The organism is Amycolatopsis sp. NPDC051903 (genome assembly GCF_044452505.1).
Taxonomy (GTDB): Bacteria; Actinomycetota; Actinomycetes; order Mycobacteriales; family Pseudonocardiaceae; genus Amycolatopsis.
Genome location: NZ_JBITBT010000004.1, coordinates 242416 through 258965, shown reverse-complemented (window position 1 = coordinate 258965; position 16550 = coordinate 242416). Strand labels below are relative to the sequence as shown.

At 71.1% G+C, this 16550-nt stretch carries 10 protein-coding genes; 7 read left to right on the top strand and 3 right to left on the bottom strand.

Features of this window, described 5'->3' with window-relative positions; genetic code table 11:
- Positions 1-2 precede the first annotated feature (2 nt).
- The gene (locus ACIA77_RS12205; protein WP_395885887.1) at positions 3-2906 is read left to right on the top strand and encodes a glycosyl hydrolase 2 galactose-binding domain-containing protein; all 2904 of its coding nucleotides are present in this window, start codon (positions 3-5) and stop codon (positions 2904-2906) included.
- The gene (locus ACIA77_RS12200) at positions 2903-3805 is read left to right on the top strand and encodes an ROK family protein (protein ID WP_395885886.1); all 903 of its coding nucleotides are present in this window, start codon (positions 2903-2905) and stop codon (positions 3803-3805) included. The genes ACIA77_RS12205 and ACIA77_RS12200 overlap by 4 nt, the downstream gene beginning before the upstream one ends.
- A gap of 176 nt (positions 3806-3981) precedes the next feature.
- Here ACIA77_RS12200 and ACIA77_RS12195 read toward each other — a convergent pair whose 3' ends face one another.
- Positions 3982-4980 carry a LacI family DNA-binding transcriptional regulator gene (locus ACIA77_RS12195; protein ID WP_395885885.1) on the bottom strand — a complete coding sequence of 333 codons (999 nt, stop codon included), beginning with the start codon at positions 4978-4980 and terminating at the stop codon, positions 3982-3984.
- 341 nt (positions 4981-5321) lie between these two features.
- Between ACIA77_RS12195 and ACIA77_RS12190 the strand changes: the two genes are divergently transcribed.
- Both ACIA77_RS12190 and ACIA77_RS12185 read left to right on the top strand, forming a co-directional pair.
- Entirely contained in the window at positions 5322-6617 is a 1296-nt protein-coding gene (locus tag ACIA77_RS12190; RefSeq protein WP_395885884.1) for an MFS transporter, read from the top strand.
- 11 nt (positions 6618-6628) lie between these two features.
- Complete coding sequence (locus ACIA77_RS12185; protein WP_395885883.1) at positions 6629-9370, top strand: family 78 glycoside hydrolase catalytic domain; 2742 nt, start codon at positions 6629-6631, stop codon at positions 9368-9370.
- 116 nt (positions 9371-9486) lie between these two features.
- Here ACIA77_RS12185 and ACIA77_RS12180 read toward each other — a convergent pair whose 3' ends face one another.
- Positions 9487-9861, bottom strand: coding sequence for a hypothetical protein (locus ACIA77_RS12180; RefSeq protein WP_395886200.1), 375 nt, complete (start codon positions 9859-9861; stop codon positions 9487-9489).
- Positions 9862-10363: 502 nt separating this feature from the next.
- Between ACIA77_RS12180 and ACIA77_RS12175 the strand changes: the two genes are divergently transcribed.
- Genes ACIA77_RS12175 through ACIA77_RS12165 form a run of 3 tightly spaced genes read left to right on the top strand, consistent with a single transcriptional unit; the run spans position 10364 to position 12758 of the window.
- A complete protein-coding gene (locus ACIA77_RS12175) occupies positions 10364-10915 on the top strand; it encodes an NADPH-dependent FMN reductase (protein WP_395885882.1) in 552 nt (183 codons plus the stop codon).
- Positions 10916-10941: 26 nt separating this feature from the next.
- On the top strand, positions 10942-11916 hold the full coding sequence (locus ACIA77_RS12170; protein ID WP_395885881.1) for an ATP-binding cassette domain-containing protein: 975 nt from the start codon (positions 10942-10944) through the stop codon (positions 11914-11916).
- Positions 11913-12758 carry an ABC transporter permease gene (locus tag ACIA77_RS12165; protein ID WP_395885880.1) on the top strand — a complete coding sequence of 282 codons (846 nt, stop codon included), beginning with the start codon at positions 11913-11915 and terminating at the stop codon, positions 12756-12758. Before ACIA77_RS12170 ends, ACIA77_RS12165 begins: the two co-directional genes overlap by 4 nt.
- A 456-nt stretch (positions 12759-13214) precedes the next feature.
- Here ACIA77_RS12165 and ACIA77_RS12160 read toward each other — a convergent pair whose 3' ends face one another.
- Positions 13215-16295, bottom strand: coding sequence for an ATP-binding protein (locus ACIA77_RS12160; protein WP_395885879.1), 3081 nt, complete (start codon positions 16293-16295; stop codon positions 13215-13217).
- Positions 16296-16550 lie beyond the last annotated feature (255 nt).

The following is a 16550-nucleotide window of genomic DNA, read 5'->3' as shown; positions in this document are numbered from 1 at the left end:
GGATGAGGAAACCACTCGTCGCCGGGATCGCGGCGGCCGCCGCGCTGGTCCTGGTGCCCGGGGTGGTGAGCGCCACGGCGTCCGCGCAGGCGCCCGCCGCGCAGCCGCAGCACCACCAGCCCCACGAGCAGGGGCGGTCCACGATCGGCACCGCGGGCTGGCAGGTGCTGACCACCGCGAGCGTCAAGGACGGCGGTGACCGCGTCTCCCAGCCGGGCTACTCCACGAAGGGCTGGCTGCCGGTCAAGCCGGACGACGCGGGCGCCCCGGGCACCGAGATCACCGCGCTGGTGCAGAACGGAAAGTGTCCCAACGTCTTCTACTCCGACAACCTGCGCAAGTGCTTCGGGTACGTGGACAAGCTGGGCCCGGTGACCACGAAGCCGTTCGCCGACCCGTGGTGGTACCGCGCGGACTTCGATCCCGGTTACGCCAAGGGCAAGAACGCCAAGCTCACGATCCCCGGGATCGTCGGCGAGGGTGACGTGTGGGTCAACGGCACGATGGTCGCGAGCAAGGACGTGGTGAGCGGCGCGTTCGCGGGCCACACCTTCGACGTCACGAAGCTGCTGAAGCCGGGCAAGAACACCTTGGCCGTGAAGGTGTACCCGAACAACCCGCTGACCATGTACACCCTCGACCAGGTTGACTGGGGCCAGATCCCGCCCGACAACAACACCGGCATCCAGTACCCGCCCACGCTGCAGCTGTCCGACGCGCTCAGCGGCGACAACGCCCACGTGGTGCAGGACAACGCGGCCGACCTGTCGACGTCCTCGCTCACGGTGAAGGTCGACGTCACCAACGACGCCGCGGCGGCGCAGACCGGTGACGTGAGCGCCACGATCACCCCGCCGTCCGGCGGTGCCCCGATCGCGGTGAAGCAGAGCGTGACGGTGCCCGCGCACACCAAGCAGACGGTCACGTTCACGCCGGCGAAGTTCGCCGCGCTGAAGATCCGCAAACCGCAGGTGTGGTGGCCGTACTCGATGGGTGCGCAGCCGCTGTACACAGTGGACACCGCGGTGGCGCAGGGTGGCGTGGTGTCGACGTCCTCTTCGGACACCTTCGGCATCCGCACGGTGACGTCGAAGCTGGTCGGCAAGTCGGCGCCGCTGCCGCAGGGTGCGCGGCTGTTCGCCGTGAACGGCAAGGACTTCGTGTTCCGCGGCGGCGGGTTCGCCCCGGACCTGTTCCTGCGCTACGACAAGGCCGACACCGCCCACCAGCTGGCGCTCATCAAGAACATGGGCCTCACCGGCGTGCGGCTCGAGGGCCACGACATGCCGCAGGACTTCTACGACCAGGCCGACCGCGCGGGTCTGCTGGTGATCGGCGGCTTCCTGTGCTGCGACGCCTGGCAGCCCGAGGACGCGTCGAAGCTGACCGACCGCGACTACCGGATCATGCACGACTCCGCGTACTCGATCGCGCAGCGCGAGCGCAACCACCCGAGCGTCTTCAACTACGGCTGGAGCGACAACGAGCCCGTCCCGCGGCAGGAGAGCGAGACGCTCGCCGCGTTCAAGGACGCGGACTTCCAGGTGCCGGTGATCGCTTCGGCGGAGTACAAGAGCACCCCGACACTCGGCGTCTCCGGTGAGAAGGAAGGCCCGTACGACTGGGTTCCGCCGGCGTACTGGTACGACGCGTCGCACTTCGACTCCGGTGACTCCAGCCGCACCAACGCGGGCGGTTCGTGGGGCTTCGCGAGCGAGCAGAGCGCGGGCCACACGGTGCCCACTTTGGACTCGCTGAAGCGGTTCCTCTCGCCGGAGGAGCAGGCGAAGCTCTGGCAGGATCCGGCGTACAACCAGTACCACGCGAACTTCGAGCCGGACCACGGTGGCTACGCGTTCGGCACGCTGTACACGTTGGACAACTCCATCACCCAGCGCTACGGCAAGTGGGACTCGCTGGAGTCCTACGTGGAGTCCGCGCAGATCGCGAACTACGAGAACACGCGCTCGCAGTTCGAATCGTTCATCGCGCACTCGACCGACAAGGACAACCCGTCGACCGGGGTCGTGTACTGGCAGCTGAACAAGGGCTGGCCGACGCTGCTGTGGTCGCTCTACAACGACGACGGGGACCAGCCGGGCGCGTTCTTCGGCGCCAAGAAGGCCAACGCGCCGGTGCACGCGAGCTACGGCTACGACAACGGCTCCGTGACCGTCGCGAACCTCGGCGCCGGTACGCAGTCCGGGCTTTCGGTGCGGGCCAAGGTCTACGACACCGCGGGCAAGGTGCTCGACGACCAGACGGCCGAGAACGTGTCGCTGAACTCGCAGGGTGTCGTGACCGGTCTCCTCGAGCCGAAGGTGCCCGCCGAGACGAAGCCGCCGGCCAAGGCGCAGGTGTACTTCGTGGAACTGCAGGTGAGCAGGGGCGGGCAGGTCGTGGACCGCAACGTCTACTGGCTCTCCACGCAGAAGGACGTCGTGGACTGGAACAAGACGCTGGGCGAGCCGCAGGCGACGCTCAGCCAGTACAGCGACCTGTCCGCGCTGCGGGACCTCCCGAAGGCGCAGGTCAGCGTACAGTCCTCGACGAAGCGTGTCGCGGGCCCGGACGGCGCCGACACGGCGACCACGGTGACGGTGACGAACACGTCGAAAACGCCGGCCGTCGGGTTCTTCCTGCGCGCCGACGTCCGCCGGGGCACCGCCTCCGGTGGCGTGGCCTCCGGCGACAACCAGCTCGCGGCGGCGACGTGGGACGACAACGACATCACGCTGTGGCCCGGTGAGTCGCAGACGCTGACGGTGACCTACCGCTCCGCCGACCTGCACGGCGCGCCGGCCGTGATCACCGTCGACGGGTTCAACACCGGCAGCGTGGTCGTGCCCGCCTCGCGGGGTGACCACGGCGTGCGTCCGCCGCTCGTCGAGGGGACTCGCGAGTGACGGACGGAGAGCTGATCCTGGGCATCGACTTCGGCGGCACCAAGGTGGCGTTGGGGCTCGCCGACCGCGCCGGAACCCTGCTGGCCACGCGCCGGCTGGACACCGACGCCGAGGCGGGGGCCGAGCAGGTCGTGACGCGCGCGCTCGCCGGGGCCAGGGCACTGGTGGCCGACGAAGGTGCGCGCGTCGGGGCCGTCGGTGTCGTCAGCCCCGGGATCGTCCTGCCCGACCGCATCCTGCTCGCGCCGAACGTGCCGGGCTGGGAGCAGTTGCACCTGGCCGAGCTCGTGGCCGTCGAATTCGCCGACGCGCCCATCACCACCGGCACCGACGCGAAGGCGGCGGCGCTGGCCGAGTGGACGTGGGGCACCCTCGCCGGCACCGACCCGGCGGTGTTCCTCTCGCTGGGCACCGGCATCGCCGCCGCCGCCCTCGTCGGCGGCGTGCTCCTCGGCGGCGCCAACGGGGCGGCCGGCGAGATCGGCTACAACCTCCGCGCCCCGCACGACACCGACGGCTTCGCCAGCGGCGCCGCGCCACTGGAGGAAGCCGTCGGGGGGCGCGGCCTCGCCACCCGCGCGCGCTCGGTCCTGGGCCGCGCGGTCACGGCCGCGGAACTGTTCTCCCTGGCCCGGACGAACACCCAAGCCAAGGAACTCGTCACGGCGGCTCTGGACGAACTGTCCATGCACGTGGCCAACCTGGCCATCGCGCTGGACCCCGAACGCATCGCCGTCGGCGGCGGCCTGGTGCGCTCGGCGGACGTCCTGCTGCCGGCCTTGCGCGACCGGCTCGCTGCGGCGGTGCCCTTCCCACCCGAGCTGGTGGCGGCTCGGTTCGACCAGGACGCGTCATTGCTGGGCGCGGTGGCGCTGGCGCTGGGGTCAGGTTCGGGCTGACAGACTCCCGACGGTGTGCCGGTGCCCCGACCCCCGGCACACCGCCGGGACCCCACTTCCTGCGGGGCGGTGCCGGTTTTCGGCGCCGCCCCTCTGGGCTTTTCGAGGTTGTGGCCTGGTGGCTCGGACGGGTTTTCGCCGTGCCGGCGCGTCGAAGCAGCCGACGTCGTAGTAGGTCAGGCGGGGCGGACGCGCGTCGACTCCCGGACGACGAGCTCCGGCGTGAACACCACCTGGCGGTGCGGCGCCGGCTCCTCTTCCGTTTCGGCGAGGAGCTGTTCGGCGGCCGTGCGGCCCAGGCGCAGGGCGGGCTGGCGCACGGACGTGAGCGGGACCGCCGCGGCGCCGGCGAACTCGATGTCGTCGTAGCCGACGATCGCCATTTCGTGCGGAACGCGGATGCCGGCGCCGACCATGGCCTGCAGGACGCCGAGGGCGAGCAGGTCGTTGGCGCAGAACACGGCCGTCGGACGGGGGCTCATGCCGAGCAGCCGTGCGCCGGCGTCGCGGCCGGAGGCGACGTCGAGGCCGATCGCCTCCACCACCGACAGCTGCGCGCCCGAGCCGGTGAGCGCCGAGCGCACGCCCTGGTCGCGGTCGCGGCACTGCGTGAGGATCATGGGACCGTTCACGAACCCGATGTGCCGGTGCCCGGTTTCGAGCAGGTGCCGCGCGGCGAGCGCGCCGCCCGCGACGTCGTCAACCGATACCGAGCTCGCGTCCTCCGCGGGCACCTTGCGGTCGACGAACACGTACGGGATGCCGCTGCGCCGGAACGCCTGCATCGCGTCGCCGGCCGTGTCGACCGGGCTCAGCAGCACCCCGCGCACGCGCTGCTCGGCGAGCATCGAAAGGTACGACGCCTCCGTCTCCACCCGCTGGCCGCTGTTGCACGTGATGATGTTGAGGCCCCGCGCGTGGGCGGCCTCCTCGGCGCCGCGCGCGACGTCCACGAAGAACGGGTTCCCGAGGTCCAGCACGAGCAGCGCCATGATCCGCGAGCGCCCGGCGCGCAGCTGGCGCGCGGACTCGTCGCGCACGTACCCCAGCTCTTCGATCACGGACAGCACGCGGTTGCGCGTGGCCGTCGCGACCACGTGGGGCCGGTTGACCACATTGGACACCGTGCCGATCGAGACGCCCGCCCGCTTGGCGACGTCCTTGATGCCGACCACAGCCCTCCCCTCGCCCGCGAGACGGTCGTGAGCCTATCACGCGCGTGAAACGTTTCATGGCAGCGAAACGCCCGGCTGCGACCGAATTTCCCGCCGCGAACCGCGCGCAGGTGCGGCGCCCGCGTCGGCAGCGGATCAAGTGTGCCCGACGACGATCGCGGTCCGCCCGCCGCCGTCGCCCGCACGCCTCGCGTCAGCCTAAAACGATTCACCACGTTCGGACAACCGGCTCACAAGCCTTGTTCGACGTGGTGCGACTGGGTACTCTCGCATCTACCGCATGATTGATACGTTTCAAAACGTGATCGAAATTCCTAGCTCAACGGCGACTAGGAGATGGCGTGACATCACGCGAACCGGTCCGGGTGACCAGCGCCGAAGACGGCGAGGCGGTCAGCCGGCAGCAGTGGAAGTGGTCCGTTCTGGCCGGCATGGCCTCCTACCTCGACGCCGGGTCCATCGTGGCGCTCGGCGCCGGCCTGGCGCTCTTCCAGACGTACCTCGGGCTCGGCAGCGGCGCCGTCGGGGCGCTCGCGGCGATCGGGCCCAACGCGCTGGGCTGCGCGCTCGGCGCGTTCATCGGCGGCCGGCTTGGTGACCGGCTGGGCCGCAAGCGGATCTACAAGTACGACTTGCTCGTGTACGCCGCCGGCATCGCGTGCATCATGCTGGCTGTGAACGCGCCGATGCTGTTCATCGGCACCGTCGTGGTCGGCGTCGCGGTGGGCGCGGACGTGCCGACGTCGCTGGCGCTGGTGGGGGAGTTCTCGCCGGCGAAGGCGCGCGGCAAACTGCTCGGCTTCACGCAGGTGGCGTGGAACGCCGGCCCGGTCGTGGTTCTGGTGCTCGCGCTCGCGCTGTCGCCGCTGGGCCTGCTGGGGATCCGGATCGTGTTCGCGCACCTGCTGGTGGTCGCCGTCCTCACGTGGGCGCTGCGGCGCGGGCTGGCCGAATCGGCGCGGTGGCGCACGGCGTCCACTTCGGCCGCTTCGACCGTCCACAAGCTACGGGCGCTGTTCACCGGCGGGAACCTCAAGGCTCTCGGGTGGACGGCGACGATCTACGTGTTCTGGAACGTCGCCGCCGGCACCAACGGGATCTTCACGCCCTACATCATCAAAACCCTCAACGCGGGCAGCCAGGCGGCGAGCGTCGCCCTGTCGTGCGCGGGTTTCGTGATCGGTGCGCTGGCCACGGTGCTGTGGTTCATGCGCTACGCGGACCGGGGCCACCGGACCCGCCGCACGCTGTGGGGTGTCGGGGCGGTGCTGCAGGTCGTGGCGTTCCTGCTCTACCTGCTGCTGCCGTTCACCGTGCCGGTGATCCTCGCCAACATCGTGCTGTTCGCCGTCGGCGGCGCGCTCGCCGGCGAGGCGTTCTACAAGGTGTTCAGCCAGGAGCTGTTCCCGACGATGCTGCGCGGCACCGCGCAGGGCTTCACGTTCGGCGTGGCCCGCACGGTCCTCGGCATCTGGAGCTTCTTCGTCCCGGCGCTCGCCACCGCGGGCATCGGCCCGGTGGCCGCGCTGCTGGCGCTGTTCCTGCTGATCAGCGGGGTGGCCGGGTACTTCTTCATGCCCGACACCTCCGGCAAGTCGCTGGAGCAGATCGAATCCGAACGCGCCGCTCTCGCCTGAAGGAGAATCTCTTGACCGTCACCGCCGTCCGCTTCGAACACCGCGACAGCGCGCTGGGCGTGGGCACCGCCGAGCCCCGGCTGTCGTGGCAGTTCCGCACCGACGAGCCGGGCTGGGCGCAGACCGCCTACGAAGTGCAGCGCGACGGCGGCGAGGTCGTCCGGATCGACTCGGCCGAGCAGGTGCTGGTGTCGTGGCCGTTCGCGCCGCTGGCGGCGCGGGAACGCGCGACGGTGCGGGTGCGCGTGGCGTCCGGTCCGGAGTGGAGCGACTGGAGCGAACCGGCCACTGTGGAGGCCGGGCTGCTGACCACTTCGGACTGGCGGGCGAAGTTCGTCTCCCCGCGGACGATCGGCGCCATCGGGCAGCGCGCGCCGATCGTGTCCCGCACGTGGACCGCGCGGGGTCCGGTGGCGTCGGCGCGGTTGTACGTCACGGCGCACGGGCTTTACGTGGCCACGCTCAACGGCTCGCGCGTCGGCGACGAGGTGCTCGCGCCGGGCTGGACCAGCTACCGCAATCGCTTGCGGTACCAGACCCACGACGTCACGGCGTTGCTGCGCGACGGCGAGAACTCGCTCGACGTGCTGCTCGGCAACGGCTGGTACCGCGGCCGGCTCGGCTGGACCGGGCGCCGCGGCGTCTACGGTGACCGCGCCGCGCTGCTGGCCCAGCTGGAAGTGACCTACCGCGACGGCACGACGGAGGTCGCCGCCACCGACGAGCGGTGGACGGCTCGGGAGAGCTCCATCGTGGACGACGACCTCTACGACGGCCAGCGAACGGACCTGCGGCCGCAGGAGTCCGTCGTGGACGGTGTCGAGGTGCTCGACGCGGATCTCACCACGCTCGTCGCGCCCGACGGCCCGCCGGTGCGGGTGACGGAGGTGCTGCCGGCGGTGTCCCTTTCGAAATCACCGTCCGGCAAGACGCTGGTCGACTTCGGACAGAACTTCGTCGGCTGGGTGCGGCTGCGCGTGCGCGGTGCGAAGGCCGGCCAGGAGGTGGTGCTGCGCCACGCGGAGGTGCTGGAACACGGGGAGCTGGGCACCCGGCCGTTGCGCAGCGCCCGGGCGACGGATGCGTATGTCCTCGACGACGCCGGCGAGGTGGTGCTGGAGCCCGAGTTCACGTTCCACGGGTTCCGCTACGCCGAGGTCAGCGGTGTCGACGGGCTCACCGTGTCCGATGCGGAGGGGGTGGTCGTGGGCAGCGATCTGCGTCGCACCGGGTGGTTCGGGTGCTCGGAGCCGTTGCTGGAACGCTTCCACGACAATGTGGTCTGGAGCATGCGCGGCAACTTCGTCGACCTGCCCACCGACTGCCCGCAGCGCGACGAACGGCTCGGCTGGACCGGGGACATCCAGGTGTTCTCGCCGACCGCTTCGTTCCTGTTCGACAGTGCCGGATTCCTCTCGTCGTGGCTCAAGGACCTCGCCGCCGAGCAGTTCGCGGACGGTTCGGTGCCGTTCGTGGTGCCCGACGTGCTGAACACCGAATCGCCTGCCGCCACCGCGTGGGGCGACGCCGCGACCGTCGTGCCGTGGGTGCTGTACCGGCGCTTCGGCGACGTCGAGGTGCTGCGCCGGCAGTTCGCGAGCATGCGCGGCTGGGTCGACCGCATGGCCGCGGCCACCACGGGCGGCGTGTGGTCCGGCGGCTTCCAGTTCGGCGACTGGCTCGACCCGACGGCCCCGCCCGAAAACCCGTTCGCCGCGAAGACCGACCCCGACGTGGTGGCCACGGCCTACCTCGCGCACTCCGCGGGCATCGTCGCGGACGCCGCGCGCGTGCTCGGCGTCGACGGGTCGCACTACGCGGACCTCGCGGCCCGCACGCGGGAGGCCTTCGCGCGCGAATACGTCACCGGCGCCGGCCGCGTGCTGAGCGACGCGCAGACGGCGTACGCGCTGGCCCTCGAATTCGCGCTCCTGCCCGACGCCGCCCAGCGCGAAACGGCGGGCCGCCGCCTCGCCGACCTCGTCCGCTCGACCGGTTTCCGCATCGGCACGGGGTTCGTCGGCACCCCGCTCGTGGCCGACGCCCTGACCACGTCCGGCCGCCCCGACCTCGCCTACCGGCTGCTGCTCGAGCGCGGCAACCCGTCCTGGCTGTACCCGGTGACCATGGGCGCCACCACGATCTGGGAACGCTGGGACTCCCTGCTCCCCGACGGCACCGTCAACCCCGGCGAGATGACGTCCTTCAACCACTACGCCCTGGGCGCCGTGGCCGACTTCCTGCACCGCACGGTCGCCGGCCTGGCCCCCGACGCGCCCGGCTACCGCTCCCTGCTGATCCGCCCCGTGCCCGACGCGGCCCTCACCCACGCCTGGGCCCGCCACGACACCCCGTACGGCGAAGCCTCGGTCTCCTGGCGCCGCTCCTCCGGCCGGCTCACCCTGGACCTCGTCGTGCCCCCCGGCGCGACGGCCACCGTGCACGTCCCCGGCGGCCCGATCGAACACGTCCGCCACGGCCACTTCTCGTGGTCCGTCGCCGACCCCTGCGCGCCGGCCCCCGCCAAGCCCACGACGGTCCGCTCCCTCATCGACCACCCCACGCTGTGGCCGGACTACGCCGCGATCCTCGTGAACTTCACCTTGGCCACGGACGCCACCGACCTGGCCCGCCAGGCCACCCCGTACCTCGACTTCCCCCCGGCGGACCTCCCGGTCTACCTGGCCCGCAAGGACTTCGCCGGCCTCGGCCAGGAAGCGCGCGCCGCGGTGGAGAAGCTTCTCGCCGAGTAGCCGGCCCGCCAGCCCCAGCGGACATGTCCCAGCCCTCCCCGGCGGGGTTCCGGCAAAGTCTTTGTGTTGTTTGGGTGGGTTTCCGGGCAGGGTGGGGGCTCGGGTGGGGTTGCGGGTCAGGTGGGGTGGTCCGGCGGGGATGTTGGTCCAGCCGGTGTGGCGTAGGGCGCTGGTGGTGGGGTTGCGCGGGCTGGCCGTGACGCGGGGTGCGGTGCCGGTGCGGACGCGGGAGGTGTCGTCGGTGCAGGTGAGGTCGCGGACCGAGCGGAGTTTGTTTTCGGTGTGCCAGTGGCTGCGGGCGTGGTGTCCGATGTGTGGTGGGTGGGCCCAGGTTCCGGTGAGATTGGTGAGGCCGGGTGCGGTGTGGGCGCAGTGTGTGCGGTTTGCGGCGAGGCGTCCGCGGCCCATTCCCCGATCGCGGCGAAGGACCGTGCTCCGGCCGCCACCGCCACCGCGGCCAACGCCAGGACCGACCCGACCCGGTGTCGCACACCACGCCGATGCCGCGGATCAGGGACCCGATCCAGAAACTCACGCAGGCCAGCAACCCCGCCCGAATCCCCCTCAACACCGATGAGCACGCCCAGACGATCAAACACGGCAGGGATCACGCAACGATGAGACAGCGGGCACGGCACTCACACGATCATGGGACTTCGACAATCACATGATCAACACAGACCACGCCCGCCCTGCAACCAGCTCCACCAGACATGCCCCCGCCCTCCCCAGGGGGGCGTCCCACGTCCAGTGTATCGGCGACCACCGACAGTTTCCGGAAACACCGCGCAAAGTGGCGGAGCTGTCCACAACTTGCATGCCCTGTGGACAGCCTGCCTGCGTGACCACATACGGCCCCTTCGGTTGCGGGGAGTCGGTCCTGGGTTGTCGGTGCTCAGCGTCAGCTCTGGATTGCCGGCTGCCGTGCTGTCGACGCTGGATTTGCCAGATCGAATCTGGCGGCCCACTCGCCGCGTCTGGCGCCCCCAGGGTGTGCAGGAGGACTTGAGGGTCGCGGTCGTCGTGGGGAGTACGCGCGAGGGGCGGGTCGGCGGGGACGTCGGCGGGTGGTTCGTGCGGTGTGCCGCCGCGCGGGCCGGGGTGGTGGTGGACGTGGTGGACCTCGCCGAGTTCGCGATCCCGGTGTGTTACCCGGCCGCGCCGACGGAGGCGATGGCCCGCTTCGCGCGCCGGATCGCGGCGGCGGAGGCGTATGTCGTGGTCACGCCGGAGTACAACCGCAGCTTCCCGGCGTCGCTGAAGCAGGCCATCGACTGCGCCTACGACGAGTGGCGCGCCAAACCGGTCGGGTTCGTGTCCTACGGCTACCGCGCGGCGGGGCGCTACGCGGTGGAGCAGCTGCGCGGCGTGTTCACCGAACTGCACACCGCGACGGTGCGCGACGCGGTGTGCCTCGACCTGCTCGAGTTCGACAGCACGAACACCGACCGCTACGCGCACGCCGTGAGCACGCTGCTCGACGAGCTCGTCTGGTGGGGGCTCGCCCTGCGCGACGGGCGGCGCGCCCGGCCCTACTGCGCCTGATCACGAACAATCCCGAAAGGACAGACATGAGCAGTCCCGCGATCGAGACCACCGGACTCGTCAAGGTGTTCGGCGAGACCCGCGCGGTCGACGGCATCGACCTCGTCGTCCCGGCGGGCACGGTCTACGGCGTCCTCGGCCCCAACGGCGCGGGCAAGACCACCGCGGTGCGGATGCTCGCGACGCTCACCCGGCCCGACGGCGGCGAAGCGCGCGTGTTCGGCAAGGACGTGGTGCACGACGCCGACGCCGTCCGCAGCCGCGTGAGCCTCACCGGCCAGTACGCCTCCGTCGACGAGGACCTCACCGGCACCGAGAACCTCGTGATGCTCGGCCGGCTGCTCGGGCACCGCAAACCGGCCGCACGCGAACGGGCCGCGCAGCTGCTGGCCGCGTTCGGCCTCACCGACGCGGCGGGCAAACAGGTCAAGAACTACTCCGGCGGCATGCGGCGGCGCCTCGACATCGCGTCGAGCATCGTCAACACGCCGGACCTGCTCTTCCTCGACGAACCCACCACCGGCCTGGATCCGCGCAGCCGCAACCAGGTGTGGGACATCGTGCGCGCGATCGTCGCGCAGGGGACGACCGTCCTGCTCACCACGCAGTACCTCGACGAAGCCGACCAGCTCGCGTCGCGCATCGCGGTCATCGACCACGGCAAGGTCATCGCCGAGGGGACGAAGGGGGAGCTCAAGGCGGCGGTCGGCGTCGGGGCCGTGCACCTGCGGCTGCGCGATCCGGCTCAGCGGCCGGCCGCGGCGGAGGTGCTCGCCCGGACGTTGGAGGCGAGCGTGCAGCTCGAACAAGACCCGGTGGCCGTGACGGCGCGGCTCAGCGCCGACGCGCACACCGGAGCGGCCGATCGGGCCTCGATGGCGTTGGCGGAACTGGCGAGAGAGGGAATCACCGTGGACACGTTCTCACTGGGGCAACCGAGCCTCGACGAGGTGTTCCTGGCGTTGACGGACCACCCGGCCGGCGAGGGGGTGGCGGCGTGACCACGGTTCGGGAAGCGGACGTCGAACTCGCGGCGCCGAGGACGGAGGACCTCGCGGCCGTGCTGGTGTCGGTGGAACGGCCACCGCGGCCGAGCGCGCTGTCGACGTCGATCACGTTCGGGCGCCGGGCCGTGTTGAAGATCAAACACGTGCCGGAGCAGCTGTTCGACGTGACGGCGTTCCCGATCATGATGACGTTGATGTTCACGTACCTGTTCGGTGGTGCACTGGCCGGGTCTCCTGGGGCGTACCTGCAGTTCTTCCTGCCGGGGATCCTGGCGTCGAGCGTCGTGATGATCACGATGTACACCGGGCTCGCGGTGAACACCGACATCGAGAAGGGCGTCTTTGATCGATTTCGGACATTGCCGATCTGGCGGCCGTCGGCGATGGTGGGATATTTGCTCGGCGACGCGCTGCGGTACCTGATCGCGTCCGCGGTGATCATGGTGGTGGGGCTGATCCTGGGGTTCCGGCCGGCCGGCGGGATCGTCGGTGTGGTGGCCGGGGTGGCGTTGCTGCTGGTGTTCTCCTTCGGGCTGTCGTGGGTGTGGACGATGTTCGGCTTGTTGCTGCGGTCGGAGAAGTCGGTGATGGGCGTGAGCATGATGGTGATCATGCCGCTGACGTTCCTGTCCAATGTGTACGTCGATCCGGCGACGATGCCCGGGTGGTTGCGCGGGGTGGTCGAGGTCAATCCGATCACGCAGTTGGTGAGCGGGGTGCGGTCGATGATGGGGGGATCGTGGGATCTCGGGGCGATCATGTGGACGTTGATCGCTGCGGTGGTGCTGACTGTTGTTTTCGGGACGTGGACTATGCGGTTGTACAACAGGAAATGATGGTGTTGGTGGGCGGCTCGTTGCGCTGGCGCGCAACATTGCACCCTGAGGGTGAGAGGCACCCCGATTTTTGATTGTTTCTACGGTTCTGGGCTGGTTGTCAAGGCTGGAAAGCGTGCCTTGACAACCAGCCCAGAACCGTGAAGGGCGCGGGGATCGAGGTGCGGGGGGTGGGGCTGGGTGCCTGGTGGGGTTTCGTAGAGCGGTGGCAGTGGGGTTCTGCTTTGTGGGATTGAGGAGTGGTTACAGCGGAGGCGGCTGCGTAGTGGGCGTTCGGCTTTTCGGGGGCACAGGGTGTCTTAGAGGCCCGGCGGTTGCGTGTGGTGTGCGATCACGGATTCCGCCTGGGGAGTGGTGGGCCCCGTTCGCCAGGCGGTGTGCGGTCGTTCGGCGGGGCGGTTTCGTCTGGTGCTGCCGGCAGTCAGGTGGCACGTGGTGGTTCCCGGGGGCGTGATGTCAGAGCCGCCAGGTGATCGAGTCCTGTGGTGCGTAGGAACAACTGGAGCCCGTGGTGATGGTCTCCTGAAGGTGGGCGGCGAGAGTGGGGTGCTGTTCGGCCAGTTTGCGGAGGGTGTCGCGGATCCGGGCGGTGACGGCCTTGCGCGCGCGTTCCGAGTGGTCACCCAGGCGGCGGGTGCGGCCGGCGAGACCGGAGGAGCGCCGCAGCTCCGTGAGGAGGGCGGCGCGTTCCTCGTCCAGCGCAGCGGCGCGGGTGTCGTCGGCGAGGGTGGTGGCGTGGTCGATGGCGGAGTCGAGTTCGGTGAGGCGGTGGCGGTAGGCCGCTTTGGCCGTGTCGTCCAGGACGGGGTCGCCGGTGTAGGAAGCGGCGGCGATCGTGGTGGGGCCGGCGGCCGGGTCCAGGAGGGTGGTGGCGGGGACCTCGGTGCCGGGGCGGCCGAGGAGGAAGTGGAGGTCGCGCAGGCCCTTGGTGTCGGGGACGTGGACGGCGACGCCGGCGTAGCGCAGGGACCAGACGGCATCGGTGCGGCGGAACTCGTTGGCGGGCAACGCTTCCGTCCGCGCGGAGCGAGCACGGTCGGCGATGTGGTGCATGCCGATTTCGGCCGCTTCCGCGGTCACCTCGGCGAAGAGCGTCGCGGCGCGGTCGGTGTCGCCGCGGGCGTGCAGCGCGGAGGCGAGGTGGGTGCGAGCCTCGATCGACCACGGACGGGCCCGCAGGCGGTCGGCGGACTGCGCGGCGGCCGTCAAGAGTTCGACGGCCCGGTCGTGCTCGCCCAGGGTGTGCGCGAGCAGGCCCGTCCAGAGGTCGACGGGGCCGCTCAAATCGCAGCCGTACAGGGAAACCAGCCATTCACCCGAGTACGGCGACAGTTCGGCGAGCAGGCTTTCGGCCGCGGGCCGGTCGGCCAGGACGGCGGCGGCCTGCACCTGGCAGCGCAGCCACAGCGGCGTGAACTCCCGTGAATACGGCGCTTCCGCAGCGGCGTCGGCCATCCGTTCGCGCGTGGCGGCCGCGTCGCCGGCATGGGCGGCGGCGAGGGCGCGCAGCAGGCCCGGGTGCTCGTGGCCGGCCGCGGCCATGCGCCCGGGCAGCTCGGCGAGCTCCGCGAACCGGCCCTGCAGCAGCAACGCGCTCCAGCGCAACTGATCGGCCATGAACCCGAACTCGCGTTCGTTGCCGCCGGTGTAGACGGCGAGCGATTCTTCGAGCGTGGCCTCGCCCTCGGCGAACCGGCCGTGCAAGCACTGGATGATGCTGCGGTCGATCATCGCCGCGAGCTCGGCGCCGCGCAGGCCGATTTCGGCCGTGAGGGACTGGAACGAGCGGAACTGGTCGAGGTAGCGCGGATCGCCCTGCTCCAGCAGCGCGACCCACTTCAGCGACGACGCGAAGTACTCGTTCTCGCGATCACCGGTGCGTTTCGCGATCGCCGCCAGCTCATCGGTGAGCCGCTCGCGTTCGGCGCCGCTGCCGGGACCCCAGATCGCGTCGTGCCGCGCCCACAAGGAAAACGCCAGCGCGTGGTCGTCCTTGTCGTCGCGCGCCAGCATGGCGGCGCGCGCGGTGAGCTCCAGCGTGACGCGGTCCAGCGACAGCTGTTCGCCGGGCGTGCCCCCGCACAGGCGCCGATGGGCCTCCAGCAGCAAGTCGGCGATGAGCTCATGGCGCACCCCGCCGGGGTCCGCCCGCACGAGCGTGAGGCCGGCGCGCGCGATCAGCTCCGCGTCGTCGAGCTCACGGACCTCGGCGACGGCCGCTTCGAAGTGCTCCCACGCCGCGTCCTTCTCGTCGAAGCGCCACAGGATCGTGCCGAGCTCCAGCGCCACCACGGCGCGGGTGCGGCCCGTCGGTGCGAGCTCCAGCGCGCGGCGCAGGTGCCCGACCGACTCCTCGATGGCCAGCCGCGCACTCGCGTCCCGCGCGGCGGCGAGCAGCAGTTCGACGGTGCGGGCGGCGTCCACGAGCGGTCCCGCCGCGTACGCGTGGCGCGCGCGTTCAGCGGGGCCGACGAGCGAGGGGTCCGCCCGCGAGGCAGCGGCGTGGCGCCGTTGTGCGTCTTCCGGCCGGAGATCCGCGTACCGCGACTCGCGGACCAGGTCGTGGGCGAAGGCGAAACGGCCCTCGCCGAGCGAGACCACGAGCCGCGCGGCGACGGCCTGCGCGAGCAGGTGATCGACCTGTGGCACGGGCGCGCCGGCGACGGTCGCGAGCAGCCGCAACGAGAACTCCCGCCCGAGCACCGACGCGTCCGTGAGCAGGTCCGCGACCGGCGCGGGCAGCAGCGAAAGGCGGCGCTGCAACGCGTCGGCGACACCCGGCGCGACGGCCGACACCGGGCTGCCGCTGCGCCACAGCCGCGCGGTCTGTTCGACGAAGAAGGGGTTGCCGCCGGTGCGCCGGTGGACGTCGGCGGCCAGCTCCACGCCGGGATCCGTGCCCGCCGTGCGGACCATGAGCTCGGCGACCTCCGCCGGTGCCAGGCCGGTGAGCGTGACGGTGGTGGCCTTCGCGACCAGCGGCAGCACGAGCGGGTGCAGCGGGTGGTCGGCGGCGTCGACCTCGACGTCGCGGTAGGTGCCGATGAGCAGCAGCCGCTCGAACCACGTGTGGCGGGCCGCGAAGTCCAGCAGCCGCAGCGAAGACGGGTCGGCCCAGTGCAGGTCGTCGAGCACGACCACCACCGGCCGGTCGTGCGCCAGCGTGACCAGCGCGCTCGTGACGGCGTCGTGCAGGCGGAAGACGTCCCCGGGCTCGGGAGACTCGCCGAGCAGGGCCGACAGCGTCGCCGAATCGGCGGCAGCCCACTCGTGCGGCTCGGCGGCCCGGCGCAGCGCGCGCACGACCTGCACCCACGGCCAGTAACCGGGCGCGCTGCCCGATTCCCAGCACGTGCCGGTGAGCACCAGCGCACCGCGTTCGCGAGCCTCGTCGGCCAGCCCGCTCACGAGCGTGGTCTTGCCGATGCCCGCTTCGCCGGTGACCAGCACGAGGCCGCCGTGGCTCGCCATCGCGCGCGCCAGCTCGGCGCGCAGCACCGAGGCGGGGTGCTCGCGCCCGATGAGCGCCGCCGTCATGTCCGATTCCTCCCCTTCCTGAAGTGAGCCTCTCACGTCGTCCCGTCGTTCGTCGTGCCCTTTCCGTCCGGCGGCCCGTCGACCGGAGCGAGGCCCGGGCCGGTCCCAGTCTGGCGGGCGGCACCGACAAACCAGGCGCCCCGGCGTGCATCGCGCGCGTCATCCGGCAATCCGACATTCGGGTGGGTTACTACTCATACTGGCGGTTTCTTCCGGGTGGCGAGCGTGGCACATTGCGAAGTGGCTCCGGCTCTC